This is a genomic window from Paraoerskovia marina DSM 21750, from assembly GCF_000701465.1.
GTDB classification, from domain to species: Bacteria; Actinomycetota; Actinomycetes; order Actinomycetales; family Cellulomonadaceae; genus Paraoerskovia; species Paraoerskovia marina.
Genome location: NZ_JNIY01000003.1, coordinates 357,234 through 379,627 on the forward strand (window position 1 = coordinate 357,234; position 22,394 = coordinate 379,627).

16 protein-coding genes are annotated in these 22,394 nt (G+C 71.1%); 14 read left to right on the forward strand and 2 right to left on the reverse strand.

The features are described from left to right. Positions 1–63: 63 nt before the first annotated feature. The 7 genes from Q343_RS0101800 to Q343_RS0101830 all read left to right on the forward strand — a co-directional run bounded on the left by Q343_RS0101800 (position 64) and on the right by Q343_RS0101830 (position 7,944). Positions 64–3,147, forward strand: a complete 3,084-nt coding sequence (locus Q343_RS0101800; protein WP_052366768.1) for a Na+/H+ antiporter subunit A — start codon at positions 64–66, stop codon at positions 3,145–3,147. Further along, complete coding sequence (locus tag Q343_RS0101805; protein WP_029251881.1) at positions 3,144–3,653, forward strand: Na(+)/H(+) antiporter subunit C; 510 nt, start codon at positions 3,144–3,146, stop codon at positions 3,651–3,653. The genes Q343_RS0101800 and Q343_RS0101805 overlap by 4 nt, the downstream gene beginning before the upstream one ends. Continuing rightward, a complete protein-coding gene (locus Q343_RS0101810; protein ID WP_029251882.1) occupies positions 3,650–5,224 on the forward strand; it encodes a Na+/H+ antiporter subunit D in 1,575 nt (524 codons plus the stop codon). The genes Q343_RS0101805 and Q343_RS0101810 overlap by 4 nt, the downstream gene beginning before the upstream one ends. Continuing rightward, positions 5,221–5,991 (forward strand): Na+/H+ antiporter subunit E, encoded by a 771-nt coding sequence (locus Q343_RS0101815; protein ID WP_155990596.1) that lies wholly within the window; start codon positions 5,221–5,223, stop codon positions 5,989–5,991. The genes Q343_RS0101810 and Q343_RS0101815 overlap by 4 nt, the downstream gene beginning before the upstream one ends. Further along, on the forward strand, positions 5,988–6,380 hold the full coding sequence (locus Q343_RS0101820) for an MrpF/PhaF family protein (protein WP_029251884.1): 393 nt from the start codon (positions 5,988–5,990) through the stop codon (positions 6,378–6,380). The genes Q343_RS0101815 and Q343_RS0101820 overlap by 4 nt, the downstream gene beginning before the upstream one ends. Then, complete coding sequence (gene mnhG / locus Q343_RS0101825; RefSeq protein WP_029251885.1) at positions 6,377–6,814, forward strand: monovalent cation/H(+) antiporter subunit G; 438 nt, start codon at positions 6,377–6,379, stop codon at positions 6,812–6,814. The genes Q343_RS0101820 and mnhG overlap by 4 nt, the downstream gene beginning before the upstream one ends. 86 nt (positions 6,815–6,900) lie before the next feature. Next, on the forward strand, positions 6,901–7,944 hold the full coding sequence (locus Q343_RS0101830; protein WP_081829558.1) for a cation diffusion facilitator family transporter: 1,044 nt from the start codon (positions 6,901–6,903) through the stop codon (positions 7,942–7,944). A gap of 60 nt (positions 7,945–8,004) precedes the next feature. Here Q343_RS0101830 and Q343_RS0101835 read toward each other — a convergent pair whose 3' ends face one another. Both Q343_RS0101835 and Q343_RS0101840 read right to left on the reverse strand, forming a co-directional pair. Further along, the gene (locus tag Q343_RS0101835) at positions 8,005–8,535 is read right to left on the reverse strand and encodes a methylated-DNA--[protein]-cysteine S-methyltransferase (RefSeq protein WP_029251887.1); all 531 of its coding nucleotides are present in this window, start codon (positions 8,533–8,535) and stop codon (positions 8,005–8,007) included. Beyond that, positions 8,535–10,043, reverse strand: a complete 1,509-nt coding sequence (locus Q343_RS0101840) for an AlkA N-terminal domain-containing protein (RefSeq protein ID WP_029251888.1) — start codon at positions 10,041–10,043, stop codon at positions 8,535–8,537. The genes Q343_RS0101835 and Q343_RS0101840 overlap by 1 nt, the downstream gene beginning before the upstream one ends. Before the next feature lie 150 nt (positions 10,044–10,193). On the opposite strand from Q343_RS0101840, the gene Q343_RS13740 reads away from it, so the two are divergent. The 7 genes from Q343_RS13740 (at position 10,194) to Q343_RS0101875 (ending at position 22,275) form a co-directional block, all read left to right on the forward strand. After that, entirely contained in the window at positions 10,194–10,754 is a 561-nt protein-coding gene (locus Q343_RS13740) for a hypothetical protein (protein WP_043109138.1), read from the forward strand. A gap of 181 nt (positions 10,755–10,935) precedes the next feature. Further along, on the forward strand, positions 10,936–13,539 hold the full coding sequence (clpB, locus tag Q343_RS0101850; RefSeq protein WP_029251889.1) for an ATP-dependent chaperone ClpB: 2,604 nt from the start codon (positions 10,936–10,938) through the stop codon (positions 13,537–13,539). Between the two features lie 256 nt (positions 13,540–13,795). Continuing rightward, on the forward strand, positions 13,796–14,956 hold the full coding sequence (locus Q343_RS14360) for a CAP domain-containing protein (protein WP_155990597.1): 1,161 nt from the start codon (positions 13,796–13,798) through the stop codon (positions 14,954–14,956). 139 nt (positions 14,957–15,095) lie between these two features. Then, the gene (locus tag Q343_RS0101860; RefSeq protein ID WP_029251891.1) at positions 15,096–15,710 is read left to right on the forward strand and encodes a TetR/AcrR family transcriptional regulator; all 615 of its coding nucleotides are present in this window, start codon (positions 15,096–15,098) and stop codon (positions 15,708–15,710) included. A 50-nt stretch (positions 15,711–15,760) separates the two neighbouring features. After that, entirely contained in the window at positions 15,761–17,380 is a 1,620-nt protein-coding gene (locus Q343_RS0101865) for a beta-N-acetylhexosaminidase (RefSeq protein ID WP_155990598.1), read from the forward strand. A 205-nt stretch (positions 17,381–17,585) separates the two neighbouring features. Next, on the forward strand, positions 17,586–19,802 hold the full coding sequence (locus Q343_RS14365; RefSeq protein ID WP_052366771.1) for an NTP transferase domain-containing protein: 2,217 nt from the start codon (positions 17,586–17,588) through the stop codon (positions 19,800–19,802). 49 nt (positions 19,803–19,851) lie between these two features. After that, positions 19,852–22,275 carry a glycoside hydrolase family 94 protein gene (locus Q343_RS0101875; protein ID WP_029251894.1) on the forward strand — a complete coding sequence of 808 codons (2,424 nt, stop codon included), beginning with the start codon at positions 19,852–19,854 and terminating at the stop codon, positions 22,273–22,275. The last annotated feature ends 119 nt before the right edge of the window (positions 22,276–22,394 follow it).

The following is a 22,394-nucleotide window of genomic DNA, read 5'->3' on the forward strand; positions in this document are numbered from 1 at the left end:
TGCCTGAGCGTCTTGATATTCTCCTCCTGACGATCGCCCCACCGCCCACAGGACGGACCGGACGTGCTCATACTGCTTGCCGTGCACCTCATCGCGGCGCTCGTCGCGCCCGCACTGGTGTCCTGGCTGGGCAGGCGGGCGTTCCTCGTCCTCGCGCTCGCTCCGGCGTCCGCGTTCGGGTACGCGCTCGCGCACACCCGTGACGTCCTCGACGGGAACCTGCCCGAGCAGACCCTGTCCTGGGTCCCGAGCCTCGGCCTCGACCTGACGTTCCGGCTCGACACGCTCTCGTGGCTGATGCTGCTCGTCGTCGGTGGGGTCGGTGCGGCGGTGCTCGTCTACTGCACCGCGTACTTCTCGCGGGAGGCCCACGGTCTCGGGCGGTTCGCCGCGATCCTCACCGCGTTCGCGGGCACGATGGTCGGCCTCGTCACCGCCGACAACCTGCTCCTGCTCTTCGTCTTCTGGGAGCTCACGACCGTCTTCTCGTACCTGCTGATCGGCCACCACGCCGACCGCAAGGCGAGCCGTCGCGCCGCCATGCAGGCCATCGTGATCACGACGGCGGGCGGGCTCGCCATGCTCGTCGGCCTCGTGACGCTCGGGGTCTCCGCCGGTTCGTGGCGGATCTCCGAGGTCGTGGCGGACCCGCCCGGTGGCACCGCGGTGACCGTCGCCGTCGTGCTCCTCCTGATCGGCGCCGCGACCAAGTCCGCCCTGATCCCGTTCCACTTCTGGCTTCCCGCGGCGATGGCGGCCCCGACGCCCGTGAGCGCCTACCTGCACGCCGCCGCGATGGTGAAGGCCGGCGTCTACCTCGTCGCCCGGTTCGCCCCCGGGTTCTCGGACCTGCTCGCCTGGCAGGTCGTGATCGTCGCCGTCGCCGGCGGGACGGTCCTCGTCGGCGGGTACCGCGCGCTGCGGCAGCACGACCTCAAGCTCATCCTCGCCTTCGGCACCGTCAGCCAGCTCGGCCTGATCATCCTGCTGCTCGGGCTGGGGACGCGCGGCGCCGCGCTGGCGGGCCTCGCGCTGCTGGGCGCGCACGCGCTCTTCAAGTCGTCGCTCTTCCTCCTGACGGGAATCGTCGATGCCGCCACCGGGACGCGCGACATCCGACGCCTGACCGGGATCGGACGTCGGCTTCCGCTGACGGCTGCCGCGGGAGTCCTCGCCACGGCCTCCATGATCGGGATCCCGCCGCTGATGGGGTTCGTCGCAAAAGAGGCGGCGCTCGAGTCCCTCGTGCACGGGACGGGACCCGTCTGGCGCGACGCGATCGCCCTGTTCGCGATCGTCGTCGGGTCCGTGCTGACCGTCGCCTACGGGCTGCGGTGGGTGTGGGGCGCGTTCGGCACCAAGGGCGCGACCGCCCGGGCCGTGGCGCGGGCCAACGAGCACATCGGGGCCGCGGCGCTGCGTGAGAGCGACCCGCGGCGCGCGCACTCCGGCGCGGAGGACCTGGCCCCGGTGGACCCCGCGACGGTGAACCGTCCCCCCGCCCTGCTCGCCGTCTCGCCCGTGGTGCTGGCCGTGCTCGGGCTCGTGCTCGGGCTGATGCCTCAGGTCGGCGACGAGCTGCTCGCGCCCTACGCGGCGACGTACCCGGCCGGAGAAGAGGGCCACCTCGTGCTGTGGGCGGGGTTCGGGGCGCCCGTGGTCCTCAGCGCGATCATCCTCGGCGGCGGGGCGCTGCTGTTCTGGTGGCGCGGCACGTTCGAGCGGCTGCAGGCCGCGACCTGGAACGTCCCCGAGGCCGACCAGGTCTACCGGCGCACGATGCGGCGGCTCGACGACCTCGCCGCCGACGTCACCGCCATGACCCAGCGCGGGTCGTTGCCGTTCTACCTCGGCGCGATCCTCGTCGTCCTCATCCTCGTGCCGGGCGTCGCGGCGTTCTTCGCGTGGCCAGACCCGCTCGAGCTGCGGGCGTGGGACCGGCCCGCCCAGCTCGTCGTCGTCGGCATCATCACCGTCGCGACGATCCTGACCGTCCGCGCCCGTCGTCGTCTGAAGGCGGTGCTCCTCGCCGGGGGCGTCGGGTACGCGATGGCCGCCCTCTTCCTCCTGCACGGCGCCCCGGACCTCGCGATGACGCAGGTCCTCGTCGAGACCGTGACCCTCGCCGTCATGGTGCTGGTGATGCGCCGCCTGCCGCCGTACTTCTCCGACCGTCCGCTCGCGGGAAGCCGGTGGGTGCGGCTCGCGATCGGCCTCGGGGTCGGGGTGGTCATGATGATCTTCGCCGTGATCGCCCCGCTCGCGCGCACCGCAGTCCCCGTCTCGGTGGACTTCCCGTCCGAGGCCGAGAACTTCGGCGGCGGGAAGAACATCGTCAACGTGACGCTCGTCGACATCCGCGCCTGGGACACCGTGGGCGAGATCTCCGTCCTCCTCGTGGCGGCCACAGGTGTCGCGTCCCTGGTGTTCCTGCGCCGGCGCAGCGGCGAGATCCCCCGGATGCGCAGCGCGCCGCCCGACCCGGGCCGCCCCCGCGTCTGGGCCGACGCCCCCGACACGGGCCGCGAGCTGCGGCTCGGTCGCCTCAGCGCCCCGCAGGAGCCGAGCTCGGTCGGCGGTGCCACGTCCGCGGAGCCGGAGATGCGCTCCTGGCTGATGGCCGAGGGGACGCTCGCGCCGCAACGGCGCTCCGTCATCTTCGAGGTCGTCACCCGCCTCGTCTTCCACTCGATGATCGTCTTCGCCCTCTTCCTGCTCTTCTCGGGGCACAACAGCCCCGGCGGAGGGTTCGCCGCGGGTCTGCTCGTCGGCATCGCGCTGCTCGTGCGGTACCTCGCCGGCGGACGCTACGAGCTCGGCGAGGCCGCCCCCGTGCATCCCGGCCTCCTGCTGGGCACGGGCCTCTTCCTCTCGGCCGGCGTGGGGCTCCTGGCCCTGCTCCTCGGGGGCGAGGTCCTGCAGTCGGTGATCATCGACATCCACGTCCCCGTGATCGGCGACGTCCACCTGGTCACGTCGCTCTTCTTCGACATCGGAGTGTTCCTCCTGGTCATCGGCCTCGTCCTCGACATCCTTCGGTCCCTCGGCGCGGAGGTCGACCGCCAGGCCGAGGGGATCGACGACGACTCGTCCAACCCGCTCGTGGCGCTCGAGCCCGACAGCGTCGAGGCAGGAGGAGAGCGATGAACCTCGCCGACGTCTCCCCGACCGAGGGGCTCTCCACCGTCCCCAGCCTCGCGCTCGTGCTCGCGATCGGGGTGCTCTTCACCGGCGGGATCTACCTCCTGCTGGAGCGCAGCCTCACGCGGATCCTCATCGGGTTCATCCTCGTCGGCAACGGCGTGAACCTGATGCTGCTCGTCGCCGGCGGGCGCGCAGGCGGCGCGCCGATCGTCGGTATCACCCCTGAGGACGAGATGAGCGACCCGCTCGTCCAGGCGATGATCCTCACCGCCGTCGTCATCACGCTCGGCCTGACCGCCTTCGTCTTGGCGATGGCGTACCGGTCCTGGCAGCTCAACGGTCACGACGAGGTCCAGGACGACCTCGAGGACCGACGGATCGCACGCCGCGCGGCCGAGAACGCGCCGTCGTACGCCGACGAGGACGCCGAGGCCACCGACACGCTCGACGACGAGGCTCCCGAGGTGCGCGACGAGACCAGCCGGCTCGGACGGGAGGGCGACCGATGATCGACTACTCCGCACAGACCCTCGTCCCGCTGCCCGTCGTCCTTCCGCTCTTCGCGGCAGGCCTGACCCTCGCGCTCTGGCGCTACCCGCGCGCCCAGCGCATCATCTCCGTCACGACGCTCTCCCTGATGGTGGCCGCCGCCGTCGGGCTGGTCGTCGCCGCGGACTCCGGGCCCGTCGTCGTGAACGTCGGTGGCTGGGCCGCGCCCGTCGGGATCGACCTCGTGGCCGACCGGCTCAGCGCCCTGATGCTCCTCGTCTCGAGCGTCGTCATGCTCGTCGTCCTCCTGTACTCGCTCGGCCAGGGTGTGGCCGACGGGGACGAGGCGACGCCCGTGGCGATCTACCACCCGACGTACCTCGTGCTCGCCGCGGGGGTGTCCAACGCGTTCCTCGCGGGAGACCTCTTCAACCTCTACGTCGGGTTCGAGATCCTGCTCGTCGCGAGCTACGTGCTCCTGACCCTCGGCGGGACCGCGGAACGGATCCGCGCCGGCGCCGTCTACGTCGTCGTCGCCCTGCTCTCCTCGATCATCTTCCTCGTGGCCGTGGCCCTCACGTACGCCGCGACCGGCACGGTGAACCTTGCCCAGCTCGCGATCCGGCTTCCCGACGTCGACCCCGGCGTCCAGCTCGTCATCCACATCCTGCTGCTGCTCGCGTTCGGCATCAAGGCCGCGATCTTCCCGCTCTCGGCGTGGCTGCCCGACTCGTACCCGACCGCGCCCGCCCCGGTCACGGCCGTGTTCGCCGGCCTGCTCACCAAGGTCGGCATCTACGCGATCATCCGCACGCAGACGCTGCTCTTCCCCGACGGACGTGCCGACGACGTGCTGATGGTGCTCGGGCTCGCGACGATGCTCGTCGGGATCCTCGGTGCCGTCGCGCAGGACGACATCAAGCGACTGCTCTCCTTCACGCTCGTCAGCCACATCGGCTTCATGGTGTTCGGCATCGCGATGGGCACCACCGCGGGGTACTCGGCGGCGATCTTCTACGTCGTCCACCACATCACCGTGCAGACCACGCTGTTCCTCGTCGTCGGGCTCGTGGAGCGGGTGGGCGGCACGACGTCGCTCGACCGGCTCGGAGGGCTCGCCCGGATCGCCCCCGGCCTCGCGATCCTCTTCTTCATCCCGGCCATGAACCTCGCCGGGATCCCGCCGCTCTCTGGCTTCCTCGGCAAGGTCGGTCTGATCGAGGAGGGAGTCCGGCAGGGCACCGTCCTGACCTGGATCCTCGTCGCAGGCAGCGTGCTGACGTCGCTCCTGACCCTGTACGCGATCGTCAAGGCGTGGAACAAGGCGTTCTGGCAGACGCCGCCCGAGGACGTCCAGCCCGTCCGTCTCCCGCGGGGCATGGTCGGACCCACGGCCGGGATCGTCACGCTCGGCGTCGGCCTGACGCTCGTCGCCGGTCCGCTCTACGGGTACACCGACCGGGCAGCCGACACCCTCACCGACGGGTACACCTACGTCGAGGCGGTCTTCCCCGACGGTGCGACCCGCGGTGACGGGGTGTCAGACGACACCGACGCCGACGACACCGTCGAGATCGGAGGCGAGGGATGATCGCGCACGCACGCAAGATCCGGCTGGGCACCGCCGCGCGGCAGTGGCCCGCCGTCCTGTGGCTCACGCTCGTCTGGGTGCTGCTCTGGGGCGACCTCTCCTGGGCCAACGTGCTCGCCGGTGCCGCGCTCGGGATCTTCGTGGTCGTCGCCCTCCCGCTCCCGTCGATCGAGTACCGCGGACGCGTCCGGCCCCTGGCCCTGCTCCGACTGCTCGGCTTCTTCGCCCGCGACCTCGTCACCGCCTCCGCCCAGGTCGCCTTCCAGGCGCTGCGACTCAACTGGCAGCCGCGGGGCGCCGTCGTGCGCGTGCCCATGCGGAACGCCGGAGACCTGTACCTGACCATCGCGAGCCTCCTCGTCTCCCTCGTCCCCGGAACCGTCATCGTCGAGGCGCACCGGCTCACCGGGACCCTCTACGTGCACGTCCTCGACCTCAGGTCCTCGGGCGGTGCGGACGCCGTCCGGGCGCACGTCGCCGAGATCGAGGAGCGTGTGCTTCGGGCGCTCGCCTCGACGGACGAGCTCGAGGCGGCGGGGCTCGGGCCCTCGCCGGTCGAGCCTGGAACGTCGGTCGAGCCTGTCGAGACCGAGCCGCGAACGCCGGTGGAGCCTGTCGAGACCAGGGCCGAGCCAGGAACGCCGGTCGAGCCTGTCGAGACCAGGGCCGAGCCAGGAGCGCCGGTCGAGCCTGTCGAGACCAGGGCCGAGCCAGGAACGCCGGTCGAGCCTGTCGAGACCGAGAACCCACCGGAGGAGAGCCGATGACCATCGTCGCGATCGTCTGCGTCACGCTGATCGCCGTCGGCGCGGTCCTCGCCCTCGTCCGCGTCGAGCGCGGCCCGTCGATGCTCGACCGCACCGTCGGGCTCGACGTCTTCACGGCAGCCCTCGTCGGAGCGATCGCCATCGAGGCGGCGTACTCGCAGCGTGTGGAGACCGTCCCGCTGCTGGTCGTGCTCTCCCTCGTCGGGTTCGTCAGCTCCGTCACGATCTCGCGGTTCGCCGCGGTCGAGCCGCAGGGAGAGGGCCGGGTGCGGACCGCCGAGGAGATCGCCGCCGAGGACGCCGAGCGGATGGCCGAGCAGGAGCGAGAGCGCGAGATGCTCCGTGACTCCGACCAGGACGGCGGCCGACCGGACGGGGTGGTCCGATGACGGCCGAGGTGGTGCGCGACGTCGTCGCGGCGGTGCTCCTGCTTCTCGGTGCGTTCCTCGTGTTCGTCGCCGGTCTAGGCGTCGCGCGGTTCGACACGCTGCTCGGTCGGATGCACGCGGCGACGAAGCCCCAGGTGCTGGGACTGATCCTGCTGCTCGCGGGTGTCGGTCTGCGGCTCGGCTCCTGGCCGACGGCGGGGATGCTCCTGCTGGTGGTGATCTTCCAGCTGTTCACCGCGCCGGTGGCGGCCCACATGGTCGGCCGCGCGGGCTTCCGCACCGGCAAGGTCGACACGTCGAAGCTCGAGATCGACGATCTCTCGACGGACGAGGCCGCGGCACGCGAGGCGGTGGTCGTGGAGGACAGCGGAGCCGACGGTTCAGCGCCCGACGCCGCGACGTCCGACTCGGACGCCCCCGACTCCGCGAGGTAGGGCTCCCCACGCGAGGTCGACCCTGCCAGGGTCGACCTCGCGCGCACCGACCTACCTCGGCGTGGGTGGCGTGGTAGACCAGACGGATGAGCGACGACACCGAGCACGGCTCGGCCCTCCCCGGATCGACCGCGGCCGGATCGACCGCAGGCGGCCCGCCCGCCACTGCCGTCCCGAGTCCCCGGGTCGTGGAGGCCGGCGAGTCGTCGGAGAGCACGCTCACCGTGCTCATCGCGTTCGGCGCGAACCTGCTGATCGCGATCGCCAAGTCGGCCGCCGCCGTCGTCACGGGGTCGGCCTCGATGGTGGCCGAGGCGGTCCACTCGTGGGCGGACACGGGCAACGAGGTGTTCCTCCTCGTCGCGGACAAGCGCGCACGCCGCCCTGCCGACCGCGAGCACCCGCTCGGTTACGGCCGCGAGGCCTACGTCTGGTCGATGTTCGCGGCGATCGGGCTGTTCGCGGTCGGTGCGGGCGTCTCCATCACGCACGGCATCCAGGAGCTCGTGCACCCGGAGCCGGCGGGCGACTACGGCATCGCCTACGCCGTGCTCGCGGTCGCGTTCGTCCTCGAGGGCATCTCGTTCCTGCAGGCGTTCCGCCAGGTGCGTCGGGAGGCGAAGTCCGCGGACAGGTCGGTCGCCGCGCACGTCCTGAGGACCTCGGACCCGACCGTCCGGGCGGTCTTCGCGGAGGATGCGGCAGCGCTCGCGGGTCTCTTGATCGCGTTCGCCGGGATCCTCGCCCATCAGATCACGGGCTCGCCGATCCCGGACGCGATCGGGTCGATCGCCGTCGGTGTGCTGCTGGCGGTCGTCTCGGTGGTGCTGATCGACCGCAATCGACGCTTCCTGGTCGGTGAGGGAGTCGATCCGCGGGTGCGGACGGACGTCACCGAGTCGTTGACACAGCTGCCGGGCGTCCTGCGCGTCACGTACCTGCGGGTCGAGTACGTGGGGCCGCGGTCGGTCTACCTGGTCGCGGCCGTGGACCTGACCGGGGACGACGCCGAGTCGGACGTCGCGCGGCGGCTCGCGGAGCTGGAACGGCAGATCGTGGGTCGGCCGCTCGTCGCCGGGTGCGTGCTGACGCTCTCGTTGCCCGACGACCCGTCGCTCCCGACCACCTGACACGCACGACGACGCCGGGCACGGCCGCGGCGGACGCCCCGTGCCCGGCGGTGCGGTCGGTCACGCCGGGCGATCGGCGGCCTCGCGGGCGAGCAGCGACTCCTTGATCGCGAGTCCGTACCGGAACCCTCCGAGCGAGCCGTCGTTGCGCAGGACGCGGTGGCAGGGGACGAACAGCGCGGCGGCGTTCATCGCGCACGCCCCGGCGGCCGCGCGGACCGCGGCCGGGCGCCCCGACCGCTCGGCGTACTCGGTGTACGTCACGGGTGCACCGGGCTCGACGTCGCGCAGCGTCTCCCAGGCGGCCTCGCGGAAGGGACCCGAGACCTGCACGACGGCGACCCGGCCCGGTGCGGCGATGTCGCCCGCGTAGTACGCGCGGACGGCGGCGACGGCATGCCCGACGGCGGGGTCGTCCTCCCGCGCTGGCCGGACCTCGGCCGGGCGCAGGGTCGGGTGGATCAGCGCGACGAGGGAGCCGACGTCGTCGGTCCATCCGGAGGCGAGGACGGCGCCGTCGGCGCGCGTGACGACGCTGAACGGTCCGTCCGGGGTGTCGAGGGTGCAGGCGGTGGCGGCGGCGGTGGTCATCAGAGGGCCTTCCGGGTGGGGGTGCGCCAGAGGTGGAGCGCGGCGTAGGAGCGCCACGGCGACCAGTGCGCGGTGGATTCGGGGGTGAGCGGCGGCAGCCCGAGCGCACTGGCGCCTGCGGCCAGGGCGACGTCGCGGGGGAGCAGGACGTCGGGGTCGCCGAGGACGCGCATCGCGACGTAGTCGGCCGTCCACGGCCCGATCCCGGGCTGGGCGAGTAGGGCGGCACGCAGCTCGGTGGGGTCCTCGGCGGGTCCGACGACGAGTGATCCGTCGGCCAGTGCGCCCGCGACGGTGACGACGGACTCGATCCGTCGCCGTGGGCCCCGGAGGTGGTCGCGGCCGTGCTCGGCGATCGCGGCGGCCGTCGGGAACTGCCGGGCCGGCCTCGGCGCGGTGTCGGGTGCGTCGCGTGCTGCGGGTGGGTCGAGCGGCGCACCCAGCTCGGCGAGGCGGCCGAGGTGCGTGCGCGCAGCGGCGACGCTGATCTGCTGGCCGACCATCGCGCGGATCACGATCTCGTGCGGGTCGACCGCGCCGGGTACGCGGATCCCGGGCACGGCGGCCACGCGCGGTGCGAGGGCGGGGTCGGCGGCGAGCACGGCGTCGACCGCCGCGGGGTCGGCGTCCAGGTCGAAGAGTCGGCGCAGGCGGGCGACGGCGACCGGGAGGTCGGCCAGCGAGGCGAGCGCGAGCCGCACGCTGAACCGACCGTCCCAGCGCGCCGTCGCGAGCCCGTCGCCGTGGGGCAGGGCGAGGGCCCGGCTGTACTCCCACGGCGCGCCGGGCTCGCCGACGACCGTCTCGACGCCGTCGACGGCGCGCGCCGCCAAGAAGCCGAACACCCCGTCGTCGTAGGGCTCGCGGACGGGGAGGTTCAGGGTGAGGTTCGTCCCGCCGTCGTGCCGCCCGGGTGATTCCGCACGACGGCGCGTCGCACGCAGCGCCGTCGGCGTGAGCCCGTACACCTCGGCGACGGTGTCGTTGAACTGTCGAATGCTGCCGAATCCGGCGGCGAACGCGACGTCGGCGAGAGGGAGGTCAGTGCCAGTGACAAGGGCGCGGGCGGTCTGCGCGCGGGCGGCACGCGCGAGTGCGAGGGGTCCGGCGCCGAGCTCGGCGTGCAGGAGCCGGCCCAGGTGCCGTTCGGAGTATCCGAGGCGTGCGGCGAGGCCGCCGACGCCGTCCCGGTCGACGACGCCGTCGGTGATCAGCCGCATCGAACGGGCGGCGACGTCGTGGGTGATGTTCCAGTCGGGCGTGCCGGGGACGGCCTCCGGCAGGCATCGCTTGCAGGCGCGGTAGCCCGCCTCGTGCGCGGCGGCGGAGGTGCGGTAGAAGGTGACGTTCTCCGGCTTCGGTGTCCGCGCCGGGCAGGAGGGGCGGCAGTAGATGCCGGTGGTCCGCACGGCGGTGATGAATTGTCCGTCGAACCGGCGGTCGCGGGCGTCGATGGCGCGGTAGCGCTCGTCGAACGACGTCGGTGCGCCGGTGCTCGGGGTAGTCATGCGTTCATCGTGCGCTCTCCGGCCCGCACGGCGCTAGCGGAAATCGGACGCGGCGGCGCGGGCGGCACTCTTGCGATCTCTTGACCGTTTACAGGTGAAACAAGTACTTTGTGCAGATCAGACGACGAAGACTGACGACGGGGGAGCGGCATGAAGCAGGAGACGACCATCATCTTTGGGAGACTGGCACGACGAGCAGGCGCCCTGGGGCTCGCGGCGGCGCTGCTGGGAGGCTGCGCGTCCCCGACGGTGCCAGAGAGTCCTGACGACTCCTCGGACACGCCGTCCCAGCGGAGGGCGGAGGACGTGCTCGCCGGTCTTGACCTCTCGGGCGCATCGACGGTCCAGGCTGCCGAGATCGGTGATCGCAGCGCGTCCGCCGAGGAGTACGAGACGGCCTTCCGGCGCTACGAGGAGTGCCTGTCCGCGGCCGGGTTCGACCTGGGGAGCGTGCGATCCGCGGGGAACATGTACGAGTTCGCGGTCCCGGACGCCGTTGTCGAGGGCGGCGCGGACGCGGAGTGCTACGAGTCCGAGTTCAGGTTCGTCGACATGCTCTGGCAGGCCACCGACGAGGTGCAGAGCAGTCGCGGTGATGAGCAGATGGCGCGTGAGTGCCTGCTGGAGAACGGCATCGAGCCGGCGGGGTCGCTCGAGGAGATGACGGCGCAGCTGCGTGAGGCGGGGATCGAAGCGCCGGACTGCCTCTGACACGTTCGCAGGGTTGAAGGGCGCAGATGCTGCGATCGGCGGGCGACTGTGGGGTGCGCGAGGCCGGTGAGCGAGTGGCCGATCCAGGGTTGAGCGGAATAGACTCAACTTTGTCGAGGTTGACTCCTACAGACGGTCTCGCGCATCCAGCCGAGACTCCCTGCGACGAAAGCGAGTACTCATGGACGCAAAGTTCACCACCATGTCCCAGCAGGCGATCGGCGACGCGATCCAGAGTGCGTCGGCCGCCCAGAACCCCCAGCTCGAGCCCGTCCATCTCTTGGGGTCGTTGCTCGCGCAGGACACCGGTGTGGCCCGTGGACTGCTCGACGCCGTCGGCGCGGACACGCAGGCGATCGGCCAGAAGGTGCGCGCCCAGCTCGTCGCGCTCCCGGCCGCGAGCGGGTCGGCGGTCGCGCAGCCGACGGCGTCCCGCGGCACCTCTGCCGCACTGGACCTCGCGCAGAAGGAGGCCGAGGCCCTCGGTGACGAGTACGTCTCCACCGAGCACCTCCTGATCGGCCTGGCGGCCGGTTCGTCCCCGGCGGCGCAGATCCTGGCGGACGCCGGCGCGTCGGCGGACTCGCTGCGCTCCGCGCTGCCGTCGGTCCGCGGCAACGGCCGGGTGACCAGCCCCAACCCCGAGGGGACGTACAAGGCGCTGGAGCAGTACGGGCTCGACCTGACCGCCCGTGCGCGGGAGGGCCGTCTCGACCCGGTGATCGGCCGCGACGCCGAGATCCGCCGCGTCGTCCAGGTGCTCAGCCGCCGGACCAAGAACAACCCCGTCCTGATCGGTGACCCGGGCGTCGGCAAGACCGCCGTCGTCGAGGGGCTGGCCCAGCGCATCGTCGCGGGCGACGTCCCGACGTCGCTCCAGGGCAAGAGGCTGATCTCGCTCGACCTGGCGGCGATGGTCGCCGGTGCCAAGTACCGCGGTGAGTTCGAGGAGCGTCTGAAGGCGGTGCTGGAGGAGATCACGGCGTCCGACGGCGAGGTGGTCACCTTTATCGACGAGCTCCACACCGTCGTCGGGGCAGGCGCCGGTGGTGAGGGCGCGATGGACGCGGGCAACATGCTCAAGCCCATGCTCGCGCGCGGCGAGCTGCGCCTCGTCGGTGCGACCACCCTCGACGAGTACCGCGAGCACGTGGAGAAGGACCCCGCGCTGGAGCGCCGTTTCCAGCAGGTCTACGTCGGCGAGCCGACCGTCGAGGACACCGTCGCGATCCTGCGCGGCCTCAAGGAGCGGTACGAGGCGCACCACAAGGTGACGATCGCCGACTCCGCGCTCGTGGCCGCCGCGGCACTCTCCGACCGCTACATCACCAGCCGCCAGCTGCCCGACAAGGCCATCGACCTCGTCGACGAGGCCGCGTCGCGCCTGCGGATGGAGATGGACTCCTCGCCGATCGAGATCGACGAGCTCCAGCGTGCCGTCACGCGCCTGGAGATGGAGGAGGTCGTCCTCAAGGAGTCCGACGACGACGCCTCGGTCGACCGTCTCGAGAAGCTGCGCGCCGACCTCGCGGACCGTCGCGAGGAGCTCGCCGGGCTGACGGCCCGGTGGGAGCAGGAGAAGGCAGGGCACAACCGCATCGGTGAGCTGCGTGCGCGGATCGACGAGCTCCGCACCGAGGCCGAGCGGTTCCAGCGCGAGAACGACCTGGAGAGCGCCGCACGCCTGCTGTACGGCGAGATCCCCCAGGTCGAGCGTCAGCTCGCCGAGGCTGAGCACGAGGAGGCCATCAAGGACGCGAGCGAGGACCAGGACCCGATGGTCGCCGAGAAGGTCGGCGCCGACGAGATCGCGGAGGTCGTCTCGTCCTGGACGGGCATCCCCGCCGGGCGCATGCTCCAGGGCGAGTCCGAGAAGCTCCTGCACATGGAGGACGTGATCGCCGACCGGCTGATCGGTCAGCGGGCCGCCGTCGCCTCCGTCTCGGACGCGGTGCGGCGCTCGCGGGCCGGCGTGGCCGACCCTGACCGCCCCACGGGATCGTTCCTGTTCCTCGGGCCCACCGGGGTCGGCAAGACCGAGCTCGCCAAGTCGCTCGCCGACTTCCTGTTCGACGACGAGCGCGCCATGGTGCGCATCGACATGTCCGAGTACGCGGAGAAGCACTCCGTGGCACGGCTCGTCGGCGCGCCCCCGGGGTACGTCGGGTACGAGGAGGGTGGCCAGCTCACCGAGGCCGTGCGGCGTCGTCCGTACTCCGTGGTGCTCCTCGACGAAGTCGAGAAGGCCCACCCCGAGGTGTTCGACATCCTGCTCCAGGTGCTCGACGACGGCCGTCTGACCGACGGTCAGGGCCGCACGGTGGACTTCCGCAACGTCATCCTCGTGCTGACCTCGAACCTCGGGTCGCAGTTCCTCGTGGACCCGACCCTGGACGAGAGCGTCAAGCGGGAGTCCGTCATGACCGCGGTCCGTGCCTCGTTCAAGCCGGAGTTCCTCAACCGGCTCGACGACGTCGTGATCTTCGACCCGCTGAACATCACCGAGCTCGGTCGGATCGTCGAGATCCAGGTGTCGGCGCTCGCGGCACGGCTGGCCGACCGCCGGATCACGCTCGACGTCACCGACGACGCGCGGGAATGGCTCGCGCTCGAGGGGTTCGACCCCGCCTACGGTGCGCGGCCGCTGCGTCGCCTGGTGCAGCGCGAGATCGGCGACCGGCTCGCACGGCTCCTGCTCGCCGGCCAGGTCCCGGACGGGTCGACGGTCCGTGTCGACCGTCCGTCCGACGGTGACGAGCCCGGTCTGGCGCTCAGCGTCGTCTGATCTCGGGCGTGGTCAGCACCGGCCGGTCACGCTCCGCCGTCGAGCACGCGGTGATGTGTCTCCTCCCTCGCGGGTCGGGAGACATCACCGCGTGCTCGGCGTGTCTCCGGCACCGGCGCAGTACGTCATTGTCCGTTAGCACGCAACCGGGAGAAAAGTCAACATTTCAACAGGCGAAACGTTCGGACCCTCCATAGCGTGAGTCGTGGCGGTCCGGTGATCACACCGGGTCATAGCGGCAATCCGGGGGTCGAGGATGAGTTTTGAGCACCTGCCTGTGCAGCACACGCGTCACCGCGCGTGGCTCTCCATCGGGGTCGTCGCGCTCCTCGTGAGCGGCACTGCGGCCGTCGATGCGGGTGCCGGCGCGCCCGTCGTCGAGATCCCGGGGGTTCCGGCCGCGCACTCCACGCCCGAGGCGGAGGCGGTCTTCGCGTCGGCGGCCGAGCGCCGCGAGCACGGTCGGGGGGTCGCTGCCGAGATCGAGCGCCAGGAAGAGCTGGAGGAGATCCGGCGCGCCGCTGCCGAGAAGGCGGAATCCGAGGCAGAAGCGAAGGCTGCGGCAGAGACGAAGGCGAAGGAGAAGGCGGCGGCGAAGAAGAAGGCTCAGGCGGACGCTGCCGCCGAGAAGGCGGCTGCCGCGCAGGAGAGCGACGACGGACCGTCGAACGGCAACTCTGGCAAGGAGTCGGCGTCGGAGCAGGGGTCTGGGCCGAAGGATGACCTGAGCGCCGGCCCTCCCCGTCGGGGTTCGACGGGCGCGGCGGTCGTCGCGGTCCAGCAGCGGCTCCAGGCCCACGGCTGGAACCTCTACGCGGACGGGGACTTCGGGGCGGGCACGGACGCCGCGCTGCGCCAGTTTCAGGCCGCGTACGGGTTGTCTGCCGACGGGGTCGCCGGTTCCGCCACGATGGCAGCGCTGAACCAGGCACCTCGTGCCCGTGCATCGACGGGTTCGTCGGGGGGCTCGTCGGGCGGTTCGTCGAGCTCGGGCGGCTCCTCGTCGTCCGGGTCCACGTCGTCGTCCGCGCCGGCGGCGGAACCCGCTGCCCCGTCAGCACCGTCGGGCGGGATCGTGCAGCAGACCAACTGGTACCGGGCCCAGGCCGGGTGCGGACCCGTGAGCTCGAACGGCGCGCTGAGCGCCGCGGCGCAGGGCCACGTGAACGACATGGCGGCCAATGGCTACTTCTCGCACACCAGCCTGGACGGACGGACGTTCGACCAGCGGATCCGCGCGGCCGGGTACTCGGCCCCGGGTGGCGAGAACCTGGCACGCGGCCAGACGAGCGCGACCCAGGTGATGAAGGAGTGGATGGCGAGCGCGGGTCACCGGGCCAACATCGTGAACTGCTCGTTCCGGACGATCGGTGTGGGGCAGGCGGGCGTCTACTGGGCGCAGGAGTTCGGCTACTAGGGTGCTGCCCGCGATCGTCTCGCACCTACCGGATGGGCGCTTTCTCGTGGCGACGGGGGTAGGTTGGTCGCGATATCGTCACAAACGGCGCGTCAGTCTCAACTCGTCGCGCACCGGTCATGTGTCGCGAAGGAGTTCGATGTCGGAGGTCGCGCCCGTGCGCGGGTATGCGAAGGGTCGGCGCAAGCGCCTCGAGATCATCGAAGCAGCCACAGGTCTCTTCGGTGAGGTGGGCTACCGCGCGGCGTCTCTGCGGGAGATCTCCTCGCGCGTCGGTATCTCGCACCCGGGGCTCCTGCACCACTTCCCGACCAAGGAGACGCTGCTCGCGGCGGTGCTCGAGCACCGGGACGAGCTCGACGAGGTCCGGCTCGCGGAGGACCGGTCGGAGGGGGTCGGGTTCTTCGCCGCCCTCGTCCAGATGGTCCAGCGGAACCAGTCGCAGCCGGGGATGATCGAGCTCTACGCGATGCTCTCGATCGAGGCGACCGTTCCCGATCACCCGGCGCACGCCTACTTCCAGCAGCGGTACCAGAGCCTGATCGAGCGGATCTCCGAGGAGCTCGCCCGGATGGTCGACGACGACCGCCTGCCCGCGTCGACCGACGTGGGGGCGACAGCGCGTTCGATCGTCGCGCTGATGGACGGGCTCCAGGTGCAGTGGTTGATGGACCGGGACCGCCCCGACGAGCGTGTCGACATGGCCGCGGCGTTGCGCGCACACCTGTGGCTCCTGGGCCGCGTCGAGGTCTGAACGACGACCCCGCTCCCGTGGTCGTCCCGAAAATCGTCCGAGAGGCTGTCATGTTCCCTGTCGTCCCGCTCCCGCTGTCCGTCACCGAGGCCGACGGTTCCTTCGTGCTGTCGGACGCGACGCCCGTCGTCGTCACGGACCCTCTGGCCGCGGCCATGGCGCACGTGTTCGCCGACGACCTGGCCGTCGAGACCGGTCTGCGTCTCGACGTGACGTCCGGGTCCGGCGCCGTGCACGCCGGCGCGATCGTGTGCGAGGTGGCGGTCGACGACCCCGAGCTCGCGGCCCTCGGGGTCCCGCAGGGTGTCCGGGCGGACGGGCGGGCCGCCGTGAGCGAGTCCTACGCACTCGCGGTCACCGACGACGGCGTGCGAGTGCGCGGGCGCGGGGCTGAGGGGGTGCTCCGGGGCCTCACGGTGCTGCGCCAGCTGCTGGTCGCCGCCCCTGTAGACCCTGAGACGGGTGCGCGCACCCTGGGTGCCGTCCGCGTCGTCGACTCCCCGCGCTACGCCTGGCGCGGGCTCTCGTTCGACGTCGCGCGGACCTTCCACGACGTCGCGACCGTCCGCCGGGTGATCGACCTGCTCGCGATGCACCGGATGAACGTGCTGCACCTGCACCTGACGGACGACCAGGGCTGGCGGATCGAGGTCCCGGAGCGTCCGGCGCTGACCCAGGTCGGTGCCCGCGGCGCGGTGGGGGACCGGCGTGGGGGCTACTACACCGTCGAGGACCTGCGGGGCCTCGTCCGGTACGCCGCCGCCCGGCGGGTCGCGATCGTCCCCGAGATCGACGTGCCAGGGCACTCGGCGGCGATGCTCGCCGCCTACCCGGAGCTCCTCGGGGATCGTGCGGCCACCGCGGGGGAGCGTGCCGACGGGCAGGCGGGGCCCTCGACCCTCGACCCCGACCTCGAGGCCACGTGGGCCGTGCTCTCAGACGTCCTCGACACGGTCGTCGACGTCTTCCCGTCCCGGTACGTCCACATCGGTGGTGACGAGGCGGTCGGGATGCCCGACGACGTCCACGCAGCCTTCGTGACCCGCTTCGCCTCCGAGGTCGTGGCCCGCGGGCGGCGCGTGGTCGGTTGGCAGGAGGCGTCCCGCGGGCTTCTGGGTCCGGATGCGCTCGCCCAGCACTGGATCGACTTCGTGCCTACGGACGGGACGACGGTGGACCGCAGCCAGTTCGACCACGTCGACCCGGCACTGCTCGACGTGCTGGTCGAGATGTTCTCCAAGGCGCCGGCCGACGTCGGGCGCACGCTGGACCAGGGCGCCCGGGCGATCGTCTCGCCGACGGCGCACGCCTATCTCGACCGCCAGTACTCGGCACCCTCGGACGACCCGGCGCAGGAGGCGGACCGCGCACGGCTCGGACTTCCTGCCTACGCCCCCGGCACCGTGGAGGACTTCTACTCCTGGGAGCCGTCGACGGCCGTCCACGCACTGCCCGCCGAGGCCGTCGCCGGCGTCGAGGCGGCGATCTGGTGCGAGTCGGTCACCGACGCGCGGGACCTCGACCTGTTGCTCCTGCCGAGGCTCGCCGGCCTGGCCGAACGGGCCTGGTCGCCCGCCGGGGCGTCGTCGTACGCCGACCACGCGACCCGCGTCGCGGCGGTCGCCCCTGCCTGGGAGACGCGCGGGCACGACTGGTTCAGGGCCCTGTAGCGGAGGAGCCCGCGTCGACACCCTGACCAGGGTGCAGGCCTCCACGGGGCAAGCGCGGGCGCTGCGTCGCGTCATCGGCCAGGAGGGTTCGCAAAAGTTCACCGCCCGTACTTTGCAAGGACGGTGGCCTAAAGCGTTACGATGGCCCGAGGAGGCACGGTCTGCCCGGTCGTGCCGGACGCGTCACCGACACCGAGGACGGCACATGACCCGGTCGCAGCAGGTAACAACGCAGAGCGCGCGTGCGGCGGTCGTGCTCGCCGCGGGCCACGACGAGCAGTCCCGCGCGCTCCTGACCCACCCGCTCGGTGACTCGACGGTCGTCGAGCTCGCGCTCGTCAACGTCCGCAAGGTCATCCCGGCCGACCGGATCGTCGTCGTCATCTCACCCGACGAGACAGAGATTCCAGGCCTTCTGGGCGACGACCTCACGTACGTCACGCAGCTCAGCCCCCGGGGGACCGGCGACGCCGCCCTCGCCGCACGGACCGCGATCGGGCACGCGCTCGGCGACCAGGCGGGCGACGCCGCGGTGCTGGTCACCTACGCGGACACGCCTCTCCTGCGCGCCCAGTCGCTGCGGGGCCTGCTCACCCGTCACACGCTGACCGGCGCCGACCTCTCTCTCCTGACCGCCGTCGTCGAGAACCCCGAGCCCGGGTACGGCCGCATCGAGCGCACCACCGACCACGCCATCAGCGCCATCCTCGAGCAGGAGGACCGCACCGCGACCGAGGGTCGGCTCACCGAGGTCAACGTCGGCGCCTACGTCGCCGCCCCGGGGCTGCTGTTCTCGCAGATCGAGGCGCTGGCGGCCGAGGGCGAGCACCGCCTCACTGAGGTCGCGCGTCGCGTGATCGGCGCCGACCGGAAGATCTCCAGCTACCGCATCTACGACACCGACGAGGTGCGCGGCGTCAACTCGGAGGACGAGCTCGCGGAGGCGGCCGACGTCGTCCTCAAGCGGCTCTTCATCCCCAAGAAGAACACCGACACCAAGATCGTCTTCGGCACCGGCGGGTGGCGCGCCGTCATCGGCGAGGGCTACACGCTCGCGAACGTCCGTCGCCTGTGCCAGGCCGTCGCGAACGAGGTCGTGCGCCAGGGGCTCGAGACCAACGGCGTCGTCATCGGCGGCGACCGCCGCTTCCTCTCGCGCGAGTCGGCCGAGGCCGCCGCCGAGGTGTTCGCCGGGAACAACATCCCCGTCACGCTCCTGCCCGACGACGTCCCGACACCGCTCGTGACGTTCGCCGCCCCGTACCTCGACGCGGCCTACGGCATCATCATCACGTCGTCGCACAACCCGCCGGAGTGGAACGGCATGAAGGTGTTCCGCCGCGACGGGTCGCTGCCGCTGGACGAGGAGACCGACCGCTATCAGGACGAGGCCAACGCTCTGTCCGTGGACGACGTCATCACCCTCGACATCGACCTGGCGCGCCGCACCGGCATGATCACGGACCGCGTGCTCACCGAGCCCTACGTGGACGCGATCGAGAAGATCGTCGACGTCGAGTCCGTGCGGGGCTCGGACCTGCGCGTGATCGTCGACCCGATGTACGGCACCAGCCAGGGCACGCTCGGCACGATCCTCAACGACATGCGCGTGCGCGCCGAGTTCATCCACGCCGCGCACAACCCGCTGTTCGGCGGGATCGCGCCGGCCCCGGACCTGCAGCGACTGTCCACGCTGATCTCGATGATCGAGTCGGGCGGCGGTCGCTACGACCTCGGCATGGCGACCGACGGCGATTCCGACCGGATCGGCATCGTCGACGAGACCGGCGAGTACATCTCGAGCAACGACCTCCTGCTCCTCCTCTACTGGTACCTGCACGAGGTCCGTGGCGAGAAGGGCGGCGTCGTCCGCAACCTCGCGACCACGCACCTGCTCGACCGGCTCGCCGCGCACTTCGGCGAGGAGTCGTTCGAGTGCCGCGTCGGCTTCAAGCACGTCACCGCCGGGATGGACAAGATCGGAGCCGTCCTCGGCGGCGAGTCGTCGGGTGGTCTGACGATCCGCGGCTGGATCCTCGGCAAGGACGGCATCTTCGCGTGCGCGCTCGTGGTCGAGATGCTGGCCCGCACGGGCAAGCGGATCTCCGAGCTGCGCGAGATGATCTACGAGATCACCGGGCGCCTTTACACGCTCGAGGCCGGGGTCCCCGCCACGCCCGAGATGCGGATCGCGGTGCCGCGCCGTCTCGAGGCCGAGCCCCTGACGCACATCGGCGAGTACTCGGTGGTCAGCGTCTCGCACCTCGACGGCACCAAGATCCTGCTGGAGAACGACAACTGGGCCCTGCTGCGCTTCTCCGGCACCGAGCCGGTGCTGCGGATGTTCGTCGAGGCCGACTCGCCGGAGAAGGCGACCGAGCTGCTCGACTGGCTCAAGACCTTCGTCACCGCCGGCATCTGACCCGTACTCGCCGAGCACGCCCCGAACTGAGAGACAGGAACCACCCCCGATGCGCTACGGCCATTTCGACACCGACCGCGACGAGTACGTCATCGACCGACCGGACGTGCCGGTCTCGTGGACGAACTACCTGGGGACGAAGGACTTCTGTACCGTCCTGTCTCACAACGGCGGCGGGTACTCGTACTACGAGTCCTCCCAGTACGGGCGGATCTCCCGCTTCCGTCCCAACGGGGTCCCGCTGGACCGACCGGGCCACTACGTCTACCTGCGCGACGACGCCGACGGCGACTTCTGGTCCGTCTCCTGGCAGCCGGTCGGCAAGCCGCTGAAGGCCGACGGTCACGAGGACGGGGCCGAGTACACCACGCGCCACGGACTCGGGTACTCGACGTTCGAGGCGAAGTACAAGGGCATCGAGGCCGAGCAGACCATCGTCATCCCGCTGGACGACGACGTCGAGCTCTGGGACGTGAAGGTCACCAACACCTCGGACGAGGTGCGGACGCTGACCGTCGGGTCGTACGTGGAGTTCAGCTTCCACACGATCACGATCGACAACCAGAACCTGCAGATGTCGCTCTACGCGTCCGGCTCCTCGTACGAGGACGGGATCATCGAGTACGACTTCTACTACGAGCCCTGGACGCACCACTACTTCGCCTCCAGCGAGACACCGTCGTCCTACGACTCCCTGCGCGACAACTTCATCGGCTCCTACCGGTCGGAGTCGAACCCGATCGCGATCGAGCGCGGCGAGGGGTCGAACAAGTCCGGGACCACGCAGAACCACTGCGGCTCGCTGCAGCACAAGATCACGCTGCAGCCGGGGGAGACCAAGCGCGTCGTCTACCTGCTGGGCTACGGCTCGCGGGACGAGGCCGGGCGCGCCATGCAGGCCAAGTACGCCGACCTCGCGACGGTCGACGCCGAGCGCGCCCGCCTGCGCAAGCACTGGACCGACAAGCAGGACAAGCTCCGCATCCGCACGCCCCACGAGGGCATGAACACGATGATCAACACCTGGACGCTGCTCCAGGCGGAGACCTGCGTCGTGTGGTCGCGGTTCGCGTCGTTCGTCGAGGTCGGCGGCCGTGCGGGCCTGGGATACCGGGACACCGCCCAGGACGTCATGAGCGTCATCCACTCCAACCCGACCAAGACGCACCAGCGCATCGTCGAGCTCCTGCGGGCGCAGACCGAGGCCGGGTACGGGCTGCACCTGTTCGACCCGAAGGCCTTCGACCCGGACGCCCCGAAGCTCCCGGACGTCCCCTCGCCGACGATCGTGCCGACGCCGAGCACCGCGGACCTGATCCACGGCCTCGAGGACACCTGCTCGGACGACCACCTGTGGCTCGTGCCGTCGGTCGTGGAGTACGTCAAGGAGACCGGGCGGCTCGACTTCCTCGACGAGGAGATCCCGTTCGCCGAGGGCACCCCCGCCACGGTGTACGAGCACCTCAAGCGGGCGCTCGACTTCTCCACGGAGCAGGTCGGTGAGAACGGCGTCGCGCTCGGGCTCCGCGCCGACTGGAACGACTGCCTCAACCTCGGTGGCGGGCAGACGGCGCTCGTGACCTTCCTGCACGCCTGGGCCATCCGCGCGTTCCTCGAGATCGCGCGCCCGCTGGGCCGGACCGAGGACGTCGAGAAGTACGAGGCGGAGCTGGCCCGGATCACCGCCGTCGCCGACCGTGAGCTGTGGGACGGCAAGTGGTGGGTCCGCGGCTACACGCGCGACGGCGTCAAGGTCGGCTCGAACGAGAACAAGCAGGGCAAGATCTTCCTCGAGCACCAGGCATGGCCCGTCATCGCCGGGATCACCAGCCAGGAGCGCGGCGAGCAGTCGATGGACTCCGTCCGTGAGCTGCTCGGCTCCGAGTACGGCAACCACCTCGCCTGGCCGGCGTTCACGGAGATCGACGACACCGTCGGCTTCCTGACGCGCGTCTACCCGGGCATCAAGGAGAACGCGTCGATCTTCAGCCACCCGAACGCGTGGCCGATCATCGCCGAGGCCATGCTCGGACGTGGCGACGAGGCCGTCGCCTTCTACGACTCGATTCTGCCGTACAACCAGAACGACAACATCGAGGTCCGTGGAGCCGAGCCGTACGCCTACGTGCAGTTCCTCTACGGCCGTGACCACGAGGACTTCGGCAAGGCGCAGAACCCGTGGCTCACCGGGACGGCCGGGTGGATGTACACGGCCGCGACCAAGTACATCCTCGGCATCCGCCTGGCACTCGACGGCCTGATCGTCGACCCCGCGATCCCGAAGGACTGGGACGGGTTCGAGGTGCGTCGTGAGTGGCGTGGCGCCGTCTACGAGATCGAGGTCAAGAACCCCGACCACGTCTCGAAGGGTGTCGCCTCGGTGACGATCGACGGCGTCGACCACCCGGCCGACCAGCCGATCCCCGCGCAGCCCGAGGGCGCCGAGGTGAAGGTCGTCGTCACCCTGGGCTGACAGCCGTCCTCCGTCGAACGCCGACCCGGGATCCGTGCAAGGCTGGTGAAGAGCCCTGCCCCGACCCTGGGTCGGCGTCGTCGTTCGTCCGAATAGGGGAGTTCCTGTGGTCGCCCAAC

Coding starts and splice junctions, on each gene's coding strand:
- Q343_RS13740 (WP_043109138.1), top strand. CDS start 10,194: ATGAAGCAGGAGACGACCATCATCTTTGGGAGACTGGCACGACGAGCA.
- Q343_RS0101875 (WP_029251894.1), top strand. CDS start 19,852: ATGCGCTACGGCCATTTCGACACCGACCGCGACGAGTACGTCATCGAC.
- Q343_RS0101815 (WP_155990596.1), top strand. CDS start 5,221: ATGATCGCGCACGCACGCAAGATCCGGCTGGGCACCGCCGCGCGGCAG.
- Q343_RS0101860 (WP_029251891.1), top strand. CDS start 15,096: ATGTCGGAGGTCGCGCCCGTGCGCGGGTATGCGAAGGGTCGGCGCAAG.
- Q343_RS0101830 (WP_081829558.1), top strand. CDS start 6,901: ATGAGCGACGACACCGAGCACGGCTCGGCCCTCCCCGGATCGACCGCG.
- Q343_RS14365 (WP_052366771.1), top strand. CDS start 17,586: ATGACCCGGTCGCAGCAGGTAACAACGCAGAGCGCGCGTGCGGCGGTC.
- mnhG (WP_029251885.1), top strand. CDS start 6,377: ATGACGGCCGAGGTGGTGCGCGACGTCGTCGCGGCGGTGCTCCTGCTT.
- Q343_RS0101840 (WP_029251888.1), bottom strand. CDS start 10,043: ATGACTACCCCGAGCACCGGCGCACCGACGTCGTTCGACGAGCGCTAC.
- clpB (WP_029251889.1), top strand. CDS start 10,936: ATGGACGCAAAGTTCACCACCATGTCCCAGCAGGCGATCGGCGACGCG.
- Q343_RS0101820 (WP_029251884.1), top strand. CDS start 5,988: ATGACCATCGTCGCGATCGTCTGCGTCACGCTGATCGCCGTCGGCGCG.
- Q343_RS0101805 (WP_029251881.1), top strand. CDS start 3,144: ATGAACCTCGCCGACGTCTCCCCGACCGAGGGGCTCTCCACCGTCCCC.
- Q343_RS0101865 (WP_155990598.1), top strand. CDS start 15,761: ATGTTCCCTGTCGTCCCGCTCCCGCTGTCCGTCACCGAGGCCGACGGT.
- Q343_RS14360 (WP_155990597.1), top strand. CDS start 13,796: ATGAGTTTTGAGCACCTGCCTGTGCAGCACACGCGTCACCGCGCGTGG.
- Q343_RS0101835 (WP_029251887.1), bottom strand. CDS start 8,535: ATGACCACCGCCGCCGCCACCGCCTGCACCCTCGACACCCCGGACGGA.
- Q343_RS0101810 (WP_029251882.1), top strand. CDS start 3,650: ATGATCGACTACTCCGCACAGACCCTCGTCCCGCTGCCCGTCGTCCTT.